Source organism: Mycolicibacterium diernhoferi, assembly GCF_019456655.1.
GTDB classification, from domain to species: domain Bacteria; phylum Actinomycetota; class Actinomycetes; order Mycobacteriales; family Mycobacteriaceae; genus Mycobacterium; species Mycobacterium diernhoferi.
This window is the reverse complement of the sequence record NZ_CP080332.1, coordinates 1,460,503-1,479,268: the sequence shown is the minus strand read 5'-3', so window position 1 is coordinate 1,479,268 and position 18,766 is coordinate 1,460,503. Positions and strand designations below refer to the sequence as shown.

18 protein-coding genes are annotated in these 18,766 nt (G+C 68.3%); 6 read left to right on the top strand and 12 right to left on the bottom strand.

The annotated features are described in order from the left end of the window. Positions 1-3: 3 nt before the first annotated feature. Complete coding sequence (gene guaB / locus K0O62_RS07075; protein WP_073856468.1) at positions 4-1,545, bottom strand: IMP dehydrogenase; 1,542 nt, start codon at positions 1,543-1,545, stop codon at positions 4-6. Positions 1,546-1,710: 165 nt separating this feature from the next. Here guaB and K0O62_RS07070 point away from each other — a divergent pair, with 165 nt between their 5' ends. Next, a complete protein-coding gene (locus K0O62_RS07070) occupies positions 1,711-2,115 on the top strand; it encodes a DUF5319 domain-containing protein (protein ID WP_073856467.1) in 405 nt (134 codons plus the stop codon). Positions 2,116-2,122: 7 nt separating this feature from the next. Here the strand turns inward: K0O62_RS07070 and K0O62_RS07065 are convergent, their stop codons facing one another. The 3 genes from K0O62_RS07065 to K0O62_RS07055 all read right to left on the bottom strand — a co-directional run bounded on the left by K0O62_RS07065 (position 2,123) and on the right by K0O62_RS07055 (position 4,857). Next, positions 2,123-3,397, bottom strand: coding sequence for an anti-sigma-D factor RsdA (locus K0O62_RS07065; RefSeq protein ID WP_073856466.1), 1,275 nt, complete (start codon positions 3,395-3,397; stop codon positions 2,123-2,125). Then, on the bottom strand, positions 3,390-3,965 hold the full coding sequence (locus K0O62_RS07060; RefSeq protein ID WP_073856465.1) for a sigma-70 family RNA polymerase sigma factor: 576 nt from the start codon (positions 3,963-3,965) through the stop codon (positions 3,390-3,392). Before K0O62_RS07060 ends, K0O62_RS07065 begins: the two co-directional genes overlap by 8 nt. Before the next feature lie 88 nt (positions 3,966-4,053). Continuing rightward, positions 4,054-4,857 (bottom strand): hypothetical protein, encoded by an 804-nt coding sequence (locus K0O62_RS07055; RefSeq protein ID WP_073856464.1) that lies wholly within the window; start codon positions 4,855-4,857, stop codon positions 4,054-4,056. Between the two features lie 395 nt (positions 4,858-5,252). Here K0O62_RS07055 and K0O62_RS07050 point away from each other — a divergent pair, with 395 nt between their 5' ends. Both K0O62_RS07050 and K0O62_RS07045 read left to right on the top strand, forming a co-directional pair. After that, entirely contained in the window at positions 5,253-5,543 is a 291-nt protein-coding gene (locus K0O62_RS07050) for a WhiB family transcriptional regulator (RefSeq protein WP_073856463.1), read from the top strand. Positions 5,544-5,637: 94 nt separating this feature from the next. Then, positions 5,638-6,141, top strand: coding sequence for a hypothetical protein (locus tag K0O62_RS07045; protein WP_073856462.1), 504 nt, complete (start codon positions 5,638-5,640; stop codon positions 6,139-6,141). A 26-nt stretch (positions 6,142-6,167) separates the two neighbouring features. Here K0O62_RS07045 and K0O62_RS07040 read toward each other — a convergent pair whose 3' ends face one another. Continuing rightward, positions 6,168-6,440, bottom strand: a complete 273-nt coding sequence (locus tag K0O62_RS07040) for a hypothetical protein (RefSeq protein WP_073856461.1) — start codon at positions 6,438-6,440, stop codon at positions 6,168-6,170. Positions 6,441-6,588: 148 nt separating this feature from the next. On the opposite strand from K0O62_RS07040, the gene K0O62_RS07035 reads away from it, so the two are divergent. The 3 genes from K0O62_RS07035 to K0O62_RS07025 all read left to right on the top strand — a co-directional run bounded on the left by K0O62_RS07035 (position 6,589) and on the right by K0O62_RS07025 (position 9,848). After that, on the top strand, positions 6,589-8,151 hold the full coding sequence (locus K0O62_RS07035) for an alpha/beta fold hydrolase (RefSeq protein ID WP_073856460.1): 1,563 nt from the start codon (positions 6,589-6,591) through the stop codon (positions 8,149-8,151). A 106-nt stretch (positions 8,152-8,257) separates the two neighbouring features. After that, positions 8,258-8,437 (top strand): hypothetical protein, encoded by a 180-nt coding sequence (locus K0O62_RS07030; protein ID WP_234800091.1) that lies wholly within the window; start codon positions 8,258-8,260, stop codon positions 8,435-8,437. A 187-nt stretch (positions 8,438-8,624) separates the two neighbouring features. After that, on the top strand, positions 8,625-9,848 hold the full coding sequence (locus tag K0O62_RS07025; RefSeq protein WP_205870612.1) for a hypothetical protein: 1,224 nt from the start codon (positions 8,625-8,627) through the stop codon (positions 9,846-9,848). 12 nt (positions 9,849-9,860) lie between these two features. Here the strand turns inward: K0O62_RS07025 and K0O62_RS07020 are convergent, their stop codons facing one another. From K0O62_RS07020 to K0O62_RS06990, 7 genes are all read right to left on the bottom strand, one after another. Next, complete coding sequence (locus tag K0O62_RS07020; RefSeq protein WP_073856458.1) at positions 9,861-11,369, bottom strand: adenylate/guanylate cyclase domain-containing protein; 1,509 nt, start codon at positions 11,367-11,369, stop codon at positions 9,861-9,863. Between the two features lie 165 nt (positions 11,370-11,534). Further along, entirely contained in the window at positions 11,535-11,957 is a 423-nt protein-coding gene (locus K0O62_RS07015; RefSeq protein ID WP_234800090.1) for a PaaI family thioesterase, read from the bottom strand. Between the two features lie 232 nt (positions 11,958-12,189). Further along, positions 12,190-13,812, bottom strand: a complete 1,623-nt coding sequence (groL, locus tag K0O62_RS07010) for a chaperonin GroEL (RefSeq protein WP_073856456.1) — start codon at positions 13,810-13,812, stop codon at positions 12,190-12,192. A 76-nt stretch (positions 13,813-13,888) separates the two neighbouring features. Next, entirely contained in the window at positions 13,889-14,191 is a 303-nt protein-coding gene (gene groES / locus K0O62_RS07005; RefSeq protein ID WP_036421278.1) for a co-chaperone GroES, read from the bottom strand. A 153-nt stretch (positions 14,192-14,344) separates the two neighbouring features. After that, positions 14,345-15,928: a diol dehydratase reactivase ATPase-like domain-containing protein gene (locus tag K0O62_RS07000; protein WP_073856454.1), complete on the bottom strand. Its 1,584-nt coding sequence runs from the start codon at positions 15,926-15,928 to the stop codon at positions 14,345-14,347. Then, the gene (locus tag K0O62_RS06995; RefSeq protein WP_073856453.1) at positions 15,925-16,284 is read right to left on the bottom strand and encodes a diol dehydratase small subunit; all 360 of its coding nucleotides are present in this window, start codon (positions 16,282-16,284) and stop codon (positions 15,925-15,927) included. The genes K0O62_RS07000 and K0O62_RS06995 overlap by 4 nt, the downstream gene beginning before the upstream one ends. Beyond that, positions 16,281-18,587: a propanediol/glycerol family dehydratase large subunit gene (locus K0O62_RS06990; protein ID WP_079244168.1), complete on the bottom strand. Its 2,307-nt coding sequence runs from the start codon at positions 18,585-18,587 to the stop codon at positions 16,281-16,283. The genes K0O62_RS06995 and K0O62_RS06990 overlap by 4 nt, the downstream gene beginning before the upstream one ends. Positions 18,588-18,766: the final 179 nt, after the last annotated feature.

Sequence of the window (18,766 nt, the reverse complement as noted above, 5' to 3'; positions counted from 1 at the left end):
TCGTCAGCGCGCGTAGTAGTTCGGAGCTTCGACGGTCATCGTGATGTCGTGCGGGTGGCTTTCCTTCAGACCCGCCGCGGTGATCTGCACGAACTGTGCCTGCTGCAGATGCTCGATGGTGTCCGATCCGGTGTAGCCCATGGCGGCGCGCAGGCCACCGGTCAGCTGGTGGATCACCGTGGACAGCGGCCCGCGGAACGGCACCCGGCCCTCGATGCCCTCGGGCACCAGCTTGTCCTCGGAGAGCACATCGTCCTGGAAGTAGCGGTCCTTGGAGAAGCTCTTCTGCTCGCCGCGGCCCTGCATGGCGCCCAGCGAGCCCATGCCCCGGTAGCTCTTGAACTGCTTGCCGTTGACGAAGATGAGGTCGCCGGGCGACTCGGCGGTGCCCGCCAGCAGCGAGCCCAGCATCGCGGTCGAGGCGCCGGCGGCCAGCGCCTTGGCGATATCGCCGGAGTACTGCAGACCGCCGTCGGCGATCACCGGGACGCCCTTGCGCGAGCAGGCCGCCACGGCTTCCAGGATTGCGGTGATCTGCGGGGCGCCGACACCGGCGACCACGCGGGTGGTGCAGATGGAGCCGGGGCCCACCCCGACCTTGACCGCGTCGGCTCCGGCATCGCACAGCGCGGCGGCGGCCGCGCGGGTGGCGACATTGCCGCCGACCACGTCGACGCGCTCGCCGACGTTGGCCTTGAGCCGGCTCACCATGTCGAGAACCATCCGGTTGTGCGCGTGCGCGGTGTCCACGATCAGCACGTCGACGCCGGCCTCGACCAGCGTCATGGCCCGGGTCCAGGCGTCATCTCCGATGCCGACGGCGGCACCCACCAGCAGTCGGCCGTCACTGTCCTTCGTGGACAGCGGGAACTGCTCGGTCTTGACGAAGTCCTTGACGGTGATCAGACCGGTGAGCTTGCCGTTACCGTCCACGATCGGCAGCTTCTCGATCTTGTGCCGACGCAGCAGTCCGAGCGCCGCCTCGGCCGAGACACCGGCCTGGGCGGTGATCAGCGGGGCCTTGGTCATCACCTCGGAGACCGGCTTGGACTGGTCGACCTCGAAGCGCATGTCGCGGTTGGTGATGATGCCGACGAGGGAGCCGCGCTCGTCGACGACCGGCAGCCCGGAGATCCGGAACCGCGCGCACATGGCGTCGACCTCGGCCAGGGTGTTGTCCGGCGAGCAGGTCACCGGGTCGGTGACCATCCCGGCCTCGGACCGCTTGACGGTCTCGACCTGACCGGCCTGTTCGGTGATGGACAGATTGCGGTGCAGCACGCCCATACCGCCGGCGCGCGCCATGGCGATGGCCATCCGCGACTCGGTGACGGTGTCCATCGCCGAACTGACGAGCGGCACCCGCAACCGGATGCGCTTGGTGAGCCGGCTGGAGGTGTCCACGTTGGCCGGCACCACGTCCGACGCTGCGGGCAGCAGCAGGACGTCGTCGAAGGTCAGCCCGAGCATGGCGATCTTGGTCGGATCATCGCCGCCGGTCGGAACCGGGATGGCGAGCGGGACGCTGCTTTCAGCGATCGACATGGGTGGAGCCTCCACTAAGAACAGTCGCGAATCTAGGTTGCCAGTCTATCGGCACCGGCCGCATCGCTCGCGGCCGCGCCGTACGACGTCCTCTCGGCGCGACATGCGGCGCGCCACCGGGTGAACCGGTGGCGCGAAGCCAGCGGGCCTGCGTAGGCTAGATCCGTGCGAGATGACCTCCCGCCTGGCCTGCCACCCGACCCGTTCGCCGACGATCCGTCCGATCCCTCGGCGGCCCTCGACGCGCTTGAGCCCGGCCTGCCATTGGACGCGCAGGAACGCAGTGCCGTGGAAGCGGACCTGGCCGACCTGGCGGTCTACGAGGCGTTATTGGCGCACAGGGGAATTCGCGGCCTGGTGGTGTGCTGCGACGAATGCCAGCAGGACCACTACCACGACTGGGACATGCTGCGCGCGAATCTGCTGCAGCTGCTGGTCGACGGCACGGTCCGCCCGCACGAGCCCGCCTATGATCCCGAGCCCGATGCGTACGTGACCTGGGATTACTGCCGCGGATACGCCGACGCCTCGCTCAATGAAGCGGCCTCGGAGTCCGACGGCTACCGCTGACCTGCGGTTATTCCTCGCCGTCTGACGGCATCGGCACCGTGGTGGTGGTGACCACCGGCGGAACCGTCGCTGCCGGACGCTGCTGCGTCGGCTCGACGACCGGCTCCTCCTCGACCGCCGGTGCCTCCCGCACGGCCGTCTCCGCAACGCTGCTCGGCGGCTCCGCGGGTGCGGAGGCCGGCGGCGCACTGGCCCGTGGCGGCGCCGAGGCGCTCGACTGCACCACCGTGGTGGTCGTGGTGGCGGTCGGCACACTCGTGGTGGCCGGCGCCGTCGTAGTGGGCACCGTCGTAGTGGGCACCGTCGTGGTCGTCGGCGATGCACTCGTGGCCGGTGTCGTGGTCGGCACCGCCGTGGTCGTCGGCGATGCAGTCGTGGTCGGCGCTGCTGTGGTCGTCGGCGATGCACTCGTGGCCGGTGTCGTGGTCGGCACCGCCGTGGTCGTCTCGACCGGTGAGGTCTCCGACGGGCTCGCCGGTGCCTCGAGGCCGGTCGTCTCGGCCGACGTGGTTGCCGGCCCAGTGGTCGCCGGTTCAGTCGTTCCTGGCGCGGTCGTCGCGGATTCTTCGCCGGGCGCGGTCGTGATGACCGCGGCGGGATCCTCGATCACCGGAACGGGCAGCAGCGTCAGCGGCGATGCCGGCAGCACCGGCAGCGGCTCCCCCGGCGGCGGCAGGGTGGCGGCCGGATCCTGCTCGACGACCTTGTAGGTCAACGCATTCCACTGTTCGATCAGGTCTTGCTTCTGCTCGACCCGATCCACGCTCTGCACCGTCGCAGACAGCGCGGCCAGCTTGTCCTGGGCCAGATCCCACTGTCCCTGCTCAACCAGCTGCTGCACCTGGGCCAGTTCGGTCTGCGCCGCCAGCACCACCGCATCGTCGCGGGTGGCCCTCTCGTCGCCGAAGAGCATGCTGCGCACGCCGTAGAGACCGTCACCGGGCCCGGCCGCGAACACCGCGGTGCCGAAACCGCCGAGGCAGAACACCGCCGCAGCGGCCGAGCCGACGACCGCCAGCGACAGCCGGTTCGGTCGACGCCGGACGGTCGTCGCATCGACCAGCGCCGCGCCGGCCTGCGACGGGGTGAGGATGTGGTCCATCGGGACGTGGCGGACCTCATCGCGCCAGCCCGACAGCAGGAAGGCGAGATCGGCGTCACCGCGGTCGGTGGCGAACGGCGCCTGTTCGGCAGCCAGCGCATCCAGGAACTTGTCCGCGCGATTGATGTCGTTGAGGGAGGGATCACCGCCGTTGGCGGTCCAGCGACCGAAATCAGGCATGTTCACCTCCCGCTGTGATCTGAGACTTGAGTTTGGCCAGGGCACGGTGCTGGGCGACCCGCACCGCGCCGGGGGTACTACCGACCGCTTCCGCGGTTTCCTCGGCGCTCATTCCGACGACGACACGCAGGATGAGGATCTCCCGCTGCTTCTCCGGAAGGGTGGCCAGCAGCCTGTCCATCCGGACCGACGCGTCGGCGTCGATGGCCAGCTGTTCCGGGCCGGCCTCGCCGGAGAACCGCTCCGGCACGTTGTCGGTGGGCTCGGCGCGGTTGCGCGCCGATGCGCGGTGGGCATCGGCAAGCTTGTGCGCCGCTATGCCGTACACGAAGGCCAGGAACGGACGTCCCTGATCCTTATAGCGCGGCAACGCCGTGATGGCGGCCAAGCACACCTCCTGCGCAATGTCGTCTGCGGACAGACCACTTCGTTCAGCTGACCCGATCCGTGCCCGGCAATACCGGACGATGATCGGGCGGATGGTCTCCAAGACCACCCGGAGAGCGTCACGATCCCCCGCCACAGCATCAGCGACGACATCATCGAGACGTTCTCCCGAAATTGTCATCGTGGTTGATCTCTCCAGCGTTACGGATGGGACTTGGGCGGACTATTGCGTCAGATAAACACTAACGATCGAGATGGGGTGAATCGGCTCAGCGACGCGTCCACACGCCGCCTCCGCGTCGCACTGTATCGGCGGCCGCATCGCGAATGTCGGCGACCTGCTGTGCGGAATGCCCGGTACTGCCGATATCGGCGAGCAGGCAGCCCAGCGCCCAGCGCAGCGGGACGAGCCCGAACTCGGCCGTCTCAGCGAACGCGGTGTCGGCAACCTCACGTGAATCGTCGAGTCGTCCCGCACAGCACAGCGCCGCCGACAGCACCACCTGAGATTTCACCCGGTGCCGGGCGGAGCCGAGGCGCTCGGCCAGTTCGACCGCGCGTTCGGCGTGTGTGACGGCCGCTGCGCCGTCGCCGCCGGCCATCGCCAACTCCGCCGATACCCAGCTCAGCCGGACGGGCAGACGGGCCGGCGCCCCCGGGTGCAGCAGGGCTCGGGCCCGCTGCAGCAGCCGCGCCGACGCCGCCAGCCGCCCCACCCCCAACGCATCGGCGGCAAGCCCGACGAGCGCGTCCACGCCGGCCTCGGTGTCGGTTCCGGCCACTGCCCAGGCCCGGCCGTCCCATCCGCGGGCGAGATCGTGACCACCCAGCTGGCGCAGGAACGAGGCACGGGTGCTGTGTGCCAGGGAGAGCACGGGCCCGGACCGAGCGGTCCGGACGATCACGTCGAGTTCGGCGAATGCGCCGGCGTACCGGCCTTGGCCACCGGCCGCGACCGCACGCAACCACCGGTCATGGGGGGTGTCGGCGACCGGCAGCGGCCAGCGTCGCGGATCAGCACCGAAGGCGGCTTCGGTCAGGCGGGCAGTCACGGCGGATCTCGGGCTGGCCATCGCCCGGACGCTATCAAGATCGTGGTGGCACACAAAAAAGTGACCAAACCAACCTTCGTTAACTCTTGATGGTCGGCACGTTACCAACAGATCAACCGGGCTCCGGCCCGCACATCGGCCGATTTCACGCGAGCAGGGAAAACGCCGTTCTGCGGCGGTCCGCGAACTGTGGTAAACCACCCCCCGGGTTGCCCGCAAGTGAACTCGATGAACGTGACGTAAATTCACACCCTGCGGTTATGCCTTTTCGCGGTGAGCCTGGCTATTGACTGGTTTTCGGTAGCCCTTCTACGTTGTGTGCACGAGATGTCACCGGCGACATGTGCTCGGTTCAGTTCCGCGACTCACGCACCCACGCGTCTTCGCGAAATGAGTGCGAAGAGAGGGGTTTTCAAATGCCACAACCGCAGCAACTGCCCGGACCCAACGCCGACATCTGGGACTGGCAAATGCAGGGTCAATGTCGGGGTGTCGATTCCTCGGTCTTCTTCCATCCCGATGGTGAGCGTGGCCGGGCCCGTTCCCAGCGCGAGATGCGCGCCAAGGAACTGTGCCGGGCCTGCCCGGTGATCACCCAGTGCCGGTCACATGCCCTGGCCGTCGGTGAGCCCTACGGCATTTGGGGCGGCCTGTCCGAATCCGAGCGCGAGATCCTGCTCAAGCGCGGGATGCGCCGCAGCGCCTGACCCCGGCGCGGCCGCTGGTGAGCTGCGGACTGTAACTCCGGCGACGACGTCACCGAATACCCTTCAGTGACGTCGCACTTCCGGAGGAGGTCCCGTGCTCAAGCCCTGCGGCCGCGCCCTGGCCGCCCTCGCCGCGTTGACGGTCCCGGCCGTTCTGGCCGCTGCACCCGCTCCTGCGACCCCGCTGGACACCTGTGACCCCGTGGGCGTCTGCACCGCCCGGTTGGTATCGGTGACGGCCGACGTCGTGGACGGCACCATCACCGGCACCCCGGTCGGCGGTGCACACCCGATAACGCTTGCGGGACAAGAAGATGCGTACCTGAAGTCCACGGGGTTCGCGGACCCGCTCCCGCAGGCCGTACGGGAGTGGGACGAGGCGATCGACAAGGTCAGCGGTCTCGACACCGACCCGACCGATCCCAACTGGTACGGCAACGCCAAAGCCAGGGTGTTCCTGCCCAGAACCCTCAACGCCCTGGCCACCCGGTTCCCGCCGGACACCCTGGTCGTGCATTTCGTGGCCGACGAGTCCCGGACGGGCACGTTGCAGTTGGTGACGATTCAGCCGGCACCGGTCGACCGGCACCTCGGCTGACGTGCTCAGCGCTCAGCGCTCAGCGCTCAGATACAGACGAAACCCGAAACGTTGCCGTACGGGCCGGTCGCGCTGATGCACGCATCGATGCCGTCGATACCGAAGCCTTTGCCCCAGGGCCCATGCCCTTTGCCGGGTTTGGGCCCCCGGTCGTCCCACCCACCGCCGTGATGCGGCTTCTGCGGGAATTCGATGCCGGGCGCGCCTGGAGCGGCACTCGCCACGCCCGTGCCGATCACCGTTGCGGCGCCGAGACCGAGTGCCAATACACCTGCTGAGGCCATGTAGAGGAGTTTCATGGTTTTCTCACCTCGATAGGTCGAGGTTACCGCTGTGCGCCATCCGAGAACAGCCCCGCGTGGCAGATATCGGCCCCGATCCACTCCGCTGGATTACGCCGTCGGCTACCGTCCGAGCAGGGGACAGTCCGGCGGGAGGGCGGCAAGGATGCGCTTCGGTGAATCCCGAGCGACGCTCAGTGCTCTCCTGTCGGCCGTGCTCACCGCCGTGGTGGCGGGCTGCGCACAGGACGGTTCCGACGGTGCCGACCCCCACGAGACGACGAGGCTGTCCTATGTGTCCGCCCCGTGCCCTCGGCCGAACTTCCCCGGAGTACCCGAATCCGGCCTCGGCCCGGAGTTCACCTGCGGATACCTCACCGTCCCGGAGAACCGCAGGGTGGACAACGGACGTACCATCCAGATCCTGGTGGCCCGGGCGGAGGCACTCAGTGACGCTCCCGCCGCGGATCCGATCGTCTACCTGGCCAGCGGGCCGGGCGGCGCCGGGACACTGAGCGCCCCAGGAGTCATTGCGGGCGGAATGAACGCCGACCGCGACGTCATCTTCGTCAACCCGCGCGGAACCGTGCACAGCGACCCCTTCCTGTCCTGCCCGGAGACCGACGAATTCACCGCTCGGTCAATCAATCTGGTCCTTGCCCGGCAGTCGACGGCGAATCTCGCCGCGGCCGCAGTGGCGGCCTGCCGGGAGCGGCTGGCCACCTCCGGGGTCGACTTCGCGGCCTACAACTCCCTGGAGAACGCCACCGACCACGCCGATCTGCGGACGGCGTTGGGCATCAAGGAATGGAACCTCTACGGGGTGTCCTACGGCTCCGACCTGGCGTTGCAGATCCTGCGGGACCACCCGGACGGTGTCCGTTCGGTGGTCCTGGATTCGGTGGTGCCGCCGAACATCAACATCGTCGACCGGTGGTGGGAGGCCCCGGCCAGCGCACTGGCCGCGATCACCCGGGCATGCGCAGACCAATCCCATTGCGTCGCTGCGTACCCCGATCTGATGCAGACGTTCACCGCGACCGTCGATGCCTTGGATCGGGCACCGGCACAGGTCACGGTGACGGACCCGTCGGGACGCGATGTACCCGTCACCGTCGACGGATCGAAGCTCGTCCCACTGGTGGTCGACTGGAGCCGGGATGCCGCCAGGGTGGCCGATATTCCGCGGATGATCTACGCCGCTTCCCGAGGCGATGTGACCTTGGCGGCCGAGGCGATCGCCGCGAGCGACCTACCGGCAGAGCAGCGCGGAACGCTGGGCTACGGGTTGACACTGGGCGCCTACTGCCAGGAGATGACCAACTGGACGACCCGGGAGGAGGCGCTGGCCGGCGCACGGAAGGCCATGCCGGACCTGCCCGACGCGGTCCTGCGGGTCACCCCGACGGGCAGCCACATCTTCGACGAGTGCCGCGCCTGGGGTGTGGGCAGATCCGACCCGGCCGCACGCCAACCGGCCTCCAGCGCGGTCCCCACGCTGATCCTGTCCGGAACCTTCGACGCCAGCACCGCGCCGGCCTGGGTGGACGATGTCACCGGCGGTCTGCCCAACTCGACGGTGCTGCACTTTCCCGGCAGCGGGCACGGCGTCATACCGGACTCCTCGTGTGCCCAGTCGATCATGACCGCGTTCATCGACGAGCCCAACCCGGACGTGGACCGGTCGTGCATCGCGAACATCGAGTTGCCCGCGCTGGCCCCGGCGTGACCGCCACGTCCTGCGATCAACGGGGACCGAGAGCGGCGGTCGACGCGGTCACCGAACACATCGCGGATGTCATCGGCCCGGGCGAGCGATGCGTTCCGCCGGATCGATGCGGCGCCTCCGATGCCGGCGGTGCCCGCCGCGGTTCTGTCGGGCCGACAAACCCTGGCGCACCGATCTGCTGCCCGCGGACGCAACCCGGGGCGAACAGGTCACCGAAACTCACAGTGGGCACGACGTCTACCTCTACAACCCTGCCGTGGTCGTCGTGGCGATCCGCGACGTGTGAGCACCCCGGCAAAAGGATCCATTGACAGGACTTACGCCGTGGCCGCAGAATTGAACCCTGTTGTGAGGTGGGTCACGCACATGCGTCGTTGTCGACCGCTGGGTTCGAGCGTTACTGCGAGGAGACCCCCATTGTCACGCGTATTCACCTGATCACGGGTGCATGCCTACTGTCCACCGGGCTCGTGATGGGCAGCCTCAACGGCGCGATCGCAGCGGCCGAACCCGACGGCCAAGCCTCATCGGATTCGAGTCAAAGCTCCAGCGATTCCGGCGGCGACAGCAAGAACACCTCGACCACCGGAGACAGCGCGTCACACAGCGCGTCGGCATCCGAGGGTGACGCCGGTAGCACCGATCCGGACGACGACGAAGCGGGCACATCGCTCGGAGACCTCGAGGACGCCCAAACCCGCTCGCCCTCCTTCGCTCAATCGAATGCGCCGGACGACACGCCATCGACCGACACGGGGACCTCCTTCACCGAAGAGGTCATCGAGGTTCCTGCGCCCGCCACCTCCGGGGGCAGCTCGGACAGCAGCGAGCCCAAGAGCAGCAGCTCGGACACCGCGGCCACGGCGCCGACATCCACTGTGCAGACCGCGGAGCCGACGGTGCACGTCGCGGCCTCCCCCGGCACCCCGCAGGCCGCGGCAGACCCCGCTCCGGCTCCGGCTCCGGCCCCGCCCCCGCCCGCTGCACCCGTCCAGGGTCCGCCGACCCCCGCCGCGCCGACGCCGGCACCGGCGGTCGCGTCCATCGCCACACCGGGCCTCGGAGCAGCCGTCGCCTACCTGCTGAGCACACTGGTGGCCACGGCTCTCGATGTCGTCACGGCGGTCATCCAAATGGTCACGGACCTGCGTGCCACGCTCGGTATGCCGTGGGCAGGCCCAGCTGTAGGCGATGCGCGCCTGCCGAGCGCTTTCTCCCCGGAGAACTCGATCGTGCTCGTCCTGAAGAGGATCCTGTCGCGTTCGCTGTCGCCCGAGCGGGGTTCATCGACTCTGAGCAGTGCCCTCGCAGCCGGTATGAGTCTGGGCAAGGTCCTGGCGTTGACCTCGTCACTGCAGCCGGCCGCTCTGGCGCTCGCCGAGTCGCGGGGTCCCGACGGCACGCACCACACGCCGGCGCAGGGGGTCGTCACCGCCCTGGCGGCGATGTCGCTGTGGGCGCTGCTCTCTGCCGCGCTGCCCGGGCTCAGCGGTCTGCTCGCAGCCGGGGTCGCCGGCGTGCGGCTGGGCTACCGTCAGGCCCGGGCGCGGATGGCCTTGCACACAATGGAATTGACGCCTTACGTCCGAGCCGGACCGATCGGGATCGTGCGTACGGGCTCGGTGGTTTCGGTGTATGCACGCACCGCTCCGGTCGCCCACCCGCCCGCAGAGCGGCACCTCAGGCTGGCCTCCTGACGAGGTGGGCCTTCAGCGATTCGCCACCGGGTCGAGGCCGAATACCTGTACCGGAGCGGACTTTCCCTTCAGCCCATGGGCTCCGCGGCCGGCGAGTTCAGGCAGTCGCCTGCTCAGAGCGTCAACGGCATGCTGGGTGAGCAGGATTGCATCACCGGTGGTCTTCGTGAGCTGCTCGACACGGGCTGCCACGTTGACGGCGTCACCGATCAGGGTGAATTCGAGCTTTCCCCCGCCCCCGATGGTGCCGGCGATCACCACTCCGGTGTTGATCCCGATGCCGATCCGCATCATGGCGCCGAATCGCTCGGTGACGAGGCGGTGAATCTGCACAGCGGCGGCCACCGCGGCATCGGCATGTTCGGCGAGGTCGTTCGGGGCTCCGAACACGGCCAACGCGCCGTCACCGAGGAACTTGTTGACGTGCCCGCCGGCCTGGACCACGGCGGGCACCACTATGTCGAACAGGGCGTTGAGCCGCGTGACGGTGTCCTCGGCGGTGTTCACCTCGGCGAAGCCGGTGAAATCGCGGATGTCGACGAACATCACGGTGACCTCACGACGCTCACCGCTGAACACGTCGTCGCCCTGCTCGAGCAGTCGAGCCGCCAAGTCCGGGTCGACGTAGGTGCCGAATGCGGCGTGCAGTCGTCGCCGCTCGGCCAGACCCGCCTGCATGCGGTTGAACGACGCCGCCAGGGCGCCGAGGTCGTCGTCCTGAACCACCGGCAGGCGTTGACTGAAATCACCGGACGCGACGCGCTCGGTTGCTTCGGCGAGCTCACGAATGGGCTGCAGCAGTGGCGAATACGCGGCCCAGAGCGACGGCCCGACGACGAGCACCAGAGCACCGCCGATCAGCACCGCGAGCATCGGGCCATGCCTGGCCACATCGAATACGGCGCCCAGAATCGCGCCCACGACGGCGAACGCAAACCCCACCGCAAGCATGGCCACGATGGTCCAGGCGGCGAATGTCGGGCGGGAACGAGGCAGGGAATCGCCGATCTCGGTGTCGGAGACGATCGCAGCCCTGGCGGGCCGCAAGGCGCCCTCGACATAGCTGTGCAGAGTGATCAACTGGCCGACAGTTCCGACGATGACACCCAGAACGGCGTACTGGATCAGCCGCGACCCGCTCGCCCCGGCAATCATGCCGACGCCGACGAACAACACCAGGACCGAGACCACGGTGACGGTCAAGCTGCGCGCAATCAACGTCCGGCCATAGCTGTAGGTCGCGCGTAACGCGCTCTCTCGATCAACGTCGTCGCCGGCGGCCCACCGCTCGATGATGCGGACCGCCCTTCCGCCGGGAAGTACCACCACATACAGGAACCCGGACAGGACCATCGCGGTCACCGCGGTGGCCGCAATGTGGCGATCGGACCTCTCGAAAGCGATGATCGCCAACGACCAAGCGAGATAAGCCGGCAGTGCCAGGAAACACGTGAGCGCCCAGCATGCCCACGAGTATCTGGCTGCGTACCGATCCCACATCCATTGCCACATGCGATCCACGCAATAAACGAAACACCCCCCGGCGATGGCCCGGGGGCGTTTCTTGGGTACTACTCCCGAGATACGAACTGGTGCGCGTGGCCGTGATGGCCTTGGCCCGCATCTGCCGCTTCCTCAGCCGGCTTCTCGACGATCGCCGTCTCTGTGGTGCGCGATTGAAGCCCGTCAGAGATCGAATACCAACAGAGTTGCCGTGGCAGTCGCCACGGGAGTGCCGCTGCCATCGGTCACAACTCCCTGCGTGACGCCGACCCGCGACCCCGACTTGATTACTGTTCCTCTCGCAGTGAGGATGCCGGTTTGAGAAGTCACCGACTTCAGATAGTTCACGTTGATCCCGACCGAGGTGTAGCCCTTACCCCGCGGCAGCACGCTGTGCAACGCGCAGCCGGTCACCACGTCAAGCAACGTGCACAGAACACCGCCGTGAACGGTGCCCAGCCCGTTGTAGCAGGAACCGTCCGGCATGCAGGTGACGACCACCCGGCCGGGGTCCACCTCGACGAATTCGAACTGGAGCTGACTTTCCATCGGTGGTGTCGGGAAGGCACCGTCGACGACGGCCTTGACGTAGTCGATACCGGCCATTGCCAACCCTTTAGCCGTCGTCGGACCGGGCTCGTGCCATCGCAGAGTTCGGGTCCGTAGCGGCCCCCAGCCGTCATGCGCGCTTCCGTTGGGATCAACCTGCATGATGCCCTCGCAATCTCCTTGCGCCGATACAGCATAAGCACGCCGGACCGCGCCTCCGGGCCGATTGCACAGCACAAAACACCCCCGGCCCAACAGGACCGGGGGTGCTTCGTAGAGCTATGCCGAACTAGTGCGAGTGGCCGTGATGGCCGTGGCCCGCATCTGCCGCTTCCTCAGCCGGCTTCTCGACGATCGCGGTCTCGGTCGTGAGAATCATCCGGGCGACCGACGCGGCATTGAGCACCGCGGAGCGGGTCACCTTGACCGGGTCGACGATGCCCTCGGCGAGCAGGTCACCGTAGGTCAGCGTGGCGGCGTTGAAACCGTGCCCGGCCGGCAGTTCGCCGACCTTGTTGACCACGACGGCACCGTCGAGACCGGCGTTGGTCGCGATCCAGTGCAGCGGAGCCGACAGCGCGGTGGCGAACACCTCGAGGCCGATCAGCTCGTCACCGGACAGCGATCCACGCAGGCTGTCGAGCCCGGACCGGGCCTGCACCAGAGCGGCGCCACCACCGGTGACGATGCCCTCTTCGACGGCCGCCTTGGCCGCCGCGACGGCGTCCTCGACGGCTTCCTTGCGCTTCTTCAGATCCGTCTCGGTGGCCGCGCCGACCTTGATGACCGCGACGCCGCCGGACAGCTTGGCGAGGCGCTCTTCGAGCTTCTCGCGGTCCCAGTCCGAATCGGTGGCCTCGATCTCCGAACGCAACTGCGCCTTGCGGGCGTCGATGTCGTCCTGGGTGCCCGCACCGTCGACGATGACGGTGCTGTCCTTGGTCACCACGACGCGGCGTGCCGAACCCAGCACGTCGAGGCCGGCCTCGCGCAGCGCCAGACCGACGTCGGGATTGACGACCTGTCCGCCGGTGACCACGGCGAGATCGTCGAGGAACGCCTTGCGGCGATCACCGAAGAACGGCGCCTTGACAGCGACGGCCTTCAGCGTCTTGCGGATGGCATTGACGACCAGGGTCGACAGTGCCTCACCCTCGATGTCCTCGGCGATGATCAGCAGCGGCTTACCGGCTTCGGCCACCTTCTCCAGCAGCGGCAGCAGGTCCGGGAGCGAGCTGATCTTGTCGCGGTGCAGCAGCACCAGCGCGTCCTCCAGCACCGCTTCCTGGAGGTCGAAGTCGGTGACGAAGTACGCCGAGACGTAGCCCTTGTCGAAACCGACGCCCTCGGTGACCTCAAGTGCGGTCTCCAGGGTCGAGGACTCCTCGACGGTGACGACGCCGTCGGCGCCGACTGTGGTCATCGCCTGGCCGACCAAGTCGCCGATCACCTCGTCACGCGAGGACACGGTGGCGACCTGCGCGATGGCGGTCTTGTCGCTGACCGGCTTGGCGGCGGCCAGCAGCGCCTCCGACACGGCGTCGGCGGCCTTGCTGATGCCCGCGCCCAGCGCGATCGGGTTGGCACCGGCGGCCACGTTGCGCAGGCCGGCCTTCACGATGGCCTGGGCGAGCACGGTCGCGGTGGTGGTGCCGTCACCGGCGACGTCGTTGGTCTTGGTGGCCACCGACTTCACCAGCTGGGCACCCAGGTTCTCGAACGGGTCCTCCAGGTCGATCTCGCGGGCGATGGTGACACCGTCGTTGGTCACGACCGGCCCGCCGAACGCCTTGGCCAACACCACGTGACGGCCACGCGGGCCGAGGGTGACGCGGACGGCATCGGCGAGCTTGTCTACGCCGGCCTCCATGGCGCGGCGCGCAGTTTCATTGAATTCGATCTGCTTGCTCATAAATGTCCTTTGGCCTGATTGCATAGCGCCCCGGACGTCACCCGATACGGGGACATCCGGGGCGTTACACGAGTGCTTACTTGTTTACGACAGCCAGCACGTCGCGCGCGGAGAGGATCAGGTACTCCTCGCCGCCGTACTTGATCTCGGTGCCGCCGTACTTGCTGTAGATGACGGTGTCACCCTCGGCGACATCCAGCGGGATCCGCTTCTCGCCATCCTCATCCCAGCGGCCGGGGCCAACTGCGACGACGGTGCCTTCCTGCGGCTTTTCCTTGGCGGTGTCGGGGATGACCAGACCGGACGCGGTCGTGGTCTCGGCCTCGTTGGCCTGAACGAGGATCTTGTCCTCGAGTGGCTTGATGTTGACTGCCACGATGGAGCCCTCCACTTGTTGGGTATCGGAGACCGGGATGTTCCGGGCCCTCATGTTTTCCAGGTGTTCGGCATGCGTCCGTACCTTCGCTCCGTCGTCGCGGGTGCCGGCGCGGGGGTTGGCCGCGTGCCACCTAGCACTCTATACACGCGAGTGCTAGCACTCAAGGGTGGGTTGTGCAGGGGCGATGCCCGCGGACGCCAGGACGACGAGCCCGTAGGCCACCGCGAAGCGGTGCCCCAGCCCGCCACCGACGTTGCCGCGCCCCACCGTGACGTCATGACCGAGCCGCTCGGCCAGGGCCCGGACGAGTTCGTCATCGCCCGCTCCGCCGCCGACCAGCAGTACCCCCGTCACGCCGGCGGCCACCCGCTGCACGCCGCGCAGCACATTGCCACCGATCACGAGTCGCTTGGCCGCCAACCGCCAGCTGCGCCACTCCGCACCGGAGAGTGCCGAGGTGAACGGCAGCAGGCCGCTGGGCGCTTGGGTCAGGAGCCAACCCGTGCTGCGGCCGTCGAGCGGCCGGTCCAGGAACCGGCGCCGGCCGTGCTCATCCTCGACGAGCTGCACCGTGACCGCAGTGACCGCCTCGCTACGTTTGGCGTACTCGGCGGCGCTCGTCGAGATGTCCAGGGCCGTCGCCGTCGCCGTGGTCAACAGTTGCCCCGCACCCGGTAGCACGATCCGATCGCCCTCGGCCACCACGTCGACGGTGCCGCCGCCGACATCCACCACCACGACGTCAGCGGGGAGGCCCGGGGTGGTCAGCGCGCCCGCCCGGGCCGCCCCGGCCTCGGAGTCGATGCGGGTGACGGGCACCCCCAGGACGTCGGCAAGCTCGTCGGCTTCGGCGGGCGCCTCCCCGTCGCCGCCCATCCTCGCCATCACCAAGCTGTCGACGGACACCGAGCCGCGACGCGAATTCGCCTCGCCGGCAATATCGCCCAGCCGCACGACGTGCACCGGCCCGGCGGGCAGCTCAGGGATCGGTACCGGCTCGACCGGTTCGGCAGAGTCACTCAGGGTCACCACCGCGCACACGCTGTCGAAGAGCTGATCGGCGATGACGCGGGCATCGGACCGCTCCTCGTCGCCGAGCCCGAAGGCGTCTGCCAGCCAGAACGGGTCGGTGAGCCGCTGCAACGGCGACACCCCCTCCCGCACCTCGACGGCGACCAGCTTCGCCCCCAGGACGTGCTCGACATCGACGTCGTCGACGACCGGCAGCGCAGTCTCCAGCCGATTGGACACCAGCACGGCCTCGTCGTTGGCGGTGAGCACCGCGGTGACGTCGCGCCCGGCCGCGACAGCGGCATTCACCAGGCCGGCGACTGCCGCGTAACCATGCGCGGGCCCCGCGCAGACGATCACGGGACGCCCCGGATCGACCGTGTCCAGACACTCGACCGGCACCGGGGCGCCCACCCCCGCGGCGTCACCGGCGGTGGTCGCCGCGGACCGGGTGACGATGGCGAGCCGGCCGGTGCGCTGCGCCTGCAGTCGGACCCGTTCGACGGTCGAATGCACCGGCGGGGTCGGCGCGAAGGCCGCCCGTTCGACGGTCAGGCCGTGCTTGTCCGCCAGCCGCCGGACCAGTTGCGCGGCACCCTGAATCGCGCGCGACGAGCCCTTGCCCCCGCGGGTCGGGGTACGCCCGCTGGCCACGACGTCCAGATCACGGCACAGCACCACCTCGGTGGTCGCGTTGCCGATGTCGACACCGGCCCACACGGTCATCGCAGCAGGCCGCGCCGCCGATACACGACCGCGGCCTCGCGGACCAGCGCGGCGCAGGTGGGCGCATCGTGCGCGTCGAGACGCCCCGCCAGCTCTTCCAGTTCCTCGAACGACGAACGGCCGGGCCGCAGCGCCTCGTAGGACGCGAGCATGTCCTCGGCGCTCAGCGCGGTCATCTCGGCCGCCCGGCGCAGGTTCATGCCCAGTTGCGCCGACCCGCTGCGCTCGGCGTCCTCCGCCTGCCTGAGCAGGGTCTCCCGGCTGATCCGGATGTCGTCGAGGACGAGGTCCCCGTTGCACGCGGCCTCGACGGTGACGTCGGTGACGTGGCGGCCCGAATGCGCAGTCGCGGTCATCGCTTGAACTCCATATCGACGTGCCGACGGCGCTCCCCGCCGTCGAGTGCAAGGCATTCGGTCCGCTCGATGGCGACCATCGACACCACCCGGGTGTGATACCGCGCCGTGATCGCCTCGTCGGTGTAGGCGTTGCGCATCGGGGCCGGGGTGGCGCCCTTGGCATGCCGACCCGCGTTGATCCCGATGATCCGGTACATCTCCGGGGTGATCAGCGGCGCCACGCTGAGCAGTTCCAAGTTGGCCAGCGGCGGCAGGTCACGACGGTGAATCAGCGTGGTGCCCTTGGCTTGTAGCCCCACCCCGATACCGGAGCCGGACAGACCCGCAGCCGACTTGCCGATCGACCCGAGGTCGATGCTGTCGGCGATCCGGACCAACCGCGGCACGCACTTCTCTTCCTCGAGACCGGCAAGGATCTGTTCGAGCACGTCATAGATCGTCATGCCCGACAGCGTGCGGAACAGCTTGGTGCCGAACGCCGGAGACAGTCCGACGACGACTTCGCGCGGGTCCGAACCGACCTGGGCCGGGCCGAGCACCCGCAGCCGGTCCGGCTCGGCGAAGGTCGCCTGCTCACGGACGAGATCGGTCACCGACCGGGCTTGGCGCACGGTATCGATCTGGGCCTGCCGCTCGGGCGTGGGCCGGTATCCGGTTCCGGGTCCGCGGTAATCGTTCGGATCCTCCAGTGCGGACAGCACGTTCATCTCCTCGTCGAAGATCGCGGCCGTCTGCAGGTAGTCGCCGATCACGCGCGCCCTGGACATCCCCAGCACCCGGTCGGCCAGTTCGGTGAATCCGGTCTCGGCGAGCGCGGTGACGACATCGAGCACCGTCAGCCCCGACTGGTCGATCATCCGGGCCGCGCTGAGCACCTTCACCCCGTCGTTCTCGGGCAGGTCCTTCGAACCCGCCGCTGCGACAACGGCTTCCACATGATCGTCGTCGAAGTCGGCCAGACCCAGGTACTCGAACACGGCGCGGGTGGCTTCGGCGGCCTGCCGGCGCATGGCCTCCAGCGTCGTCGGATCGCAGGACCGCAGCCCCCCGTCCACACCCCAGTCACGCTGCATCACCAGGTAATCGTCCAGGTCGTCGGCGTTGAAGTTCGACGGTCCGAACATGTTGTCGTAGGAGACGACCGAACCGAAGCCGGAGAAGATGAAGTCCGATCCGGACAGCAGCGTCGGCAGCGTGCGACTGGTGCGCCGCATGGTCGATTCGCTCATCAACGAGTCGTTCCCGCTGCAGGATTCGAGCCCGCGCAACATGACCATGAGGTTCTCGGCGTGGAGTTCCTTGACGCCCCCGGGCACCGAGGCGGTGATCGCCGCCCCGTCGACGCCGCCGTTCTGCACGCCTTGCGCGCCGATGCCCTTGGCCAGGGCCACACATCGGGACTCCAGGTAGTTCATCGACTTGCCTTCGGCGGCGCCCATCAGCACTTCGGAGCCGGCCCCGCTGGACAGCCGCATCTTGATACCGCGTGACGCGTACGACGACGTCAGGAACGCCTTGGACCACGGGGTGTCGTCACCGTCGGTGAACACCTGCTCGGTGCCGTACACCGATACCGTCTCGGCGTACGAGACCAGGCCGCGCACACCGAGTTCGAGCTCGCGGGCCTCTTCCACCGAGCACTGCGTCAATGCCCCCGGCGCCGGCACCTGGGAGCCGATCAGCAACCCGACCGCCACCGCCGGCGCGTCGTCGAGCACCGGCACCGTCGCCTCGAGCTCCCGAAAGCCGTACACGACGGCGGTTGCCGCGTCGGCCGCGATGAGCAGCGGATCGTCGAGGCGGTTGGTGACGTGGGCCTGGTTGGCCGGGGTCTTGCGGGCGCGCATCTTCATCATCGCCATCTGGATCTCGACGGGATGCAGGGCCGACACCACCCGGGCCATCTTGGCCGGCGTCAGCCCGGAGCACACCTTCAGCACGTCCGCGCGCGGCACGCTGGTGTCGACGATCAGCCGCGCCAGTTCCACCTCGGACATCGCCATCGACTCAGGCGCCTGGGCGTGGTCGATGGCATGCCCCACGATGAACTCGTCGATCGTGTCGAAGTCTGCTGCCGGGGTGGAGTCCATCTCCAGCACCCTGCCCGCGCCGTCCACCACCCAGGACGGTTCCGGGTCGTGCGGGGAAAGGTGCGAGATCATGCCCAGCGCCGGGTCCGGTTCGGCGAAGCCGTCGAGGTTGACGCGCTGCTCGTCGAGCAGACGAATGCGTCCGAGCCGGTGGTCCGGTTCGGGATCGGGGCTGTTCACTGGCGGCCTCTCTACGTCGCGGGTGGACATCTCATCGCGGTGGACACAGCATCGGCCCGGACGGTGTGGACGGACAACGGTACGCGCCGACCTTCCAACAACATGTGTGAGAACACCACACCGCCGAGCCTGATGGTGTGACCGGATTACAACAAAATGTTGGAAACTGACGCAGACGTATGGCAGACGTCCCTGCCGTCTCGCAGACT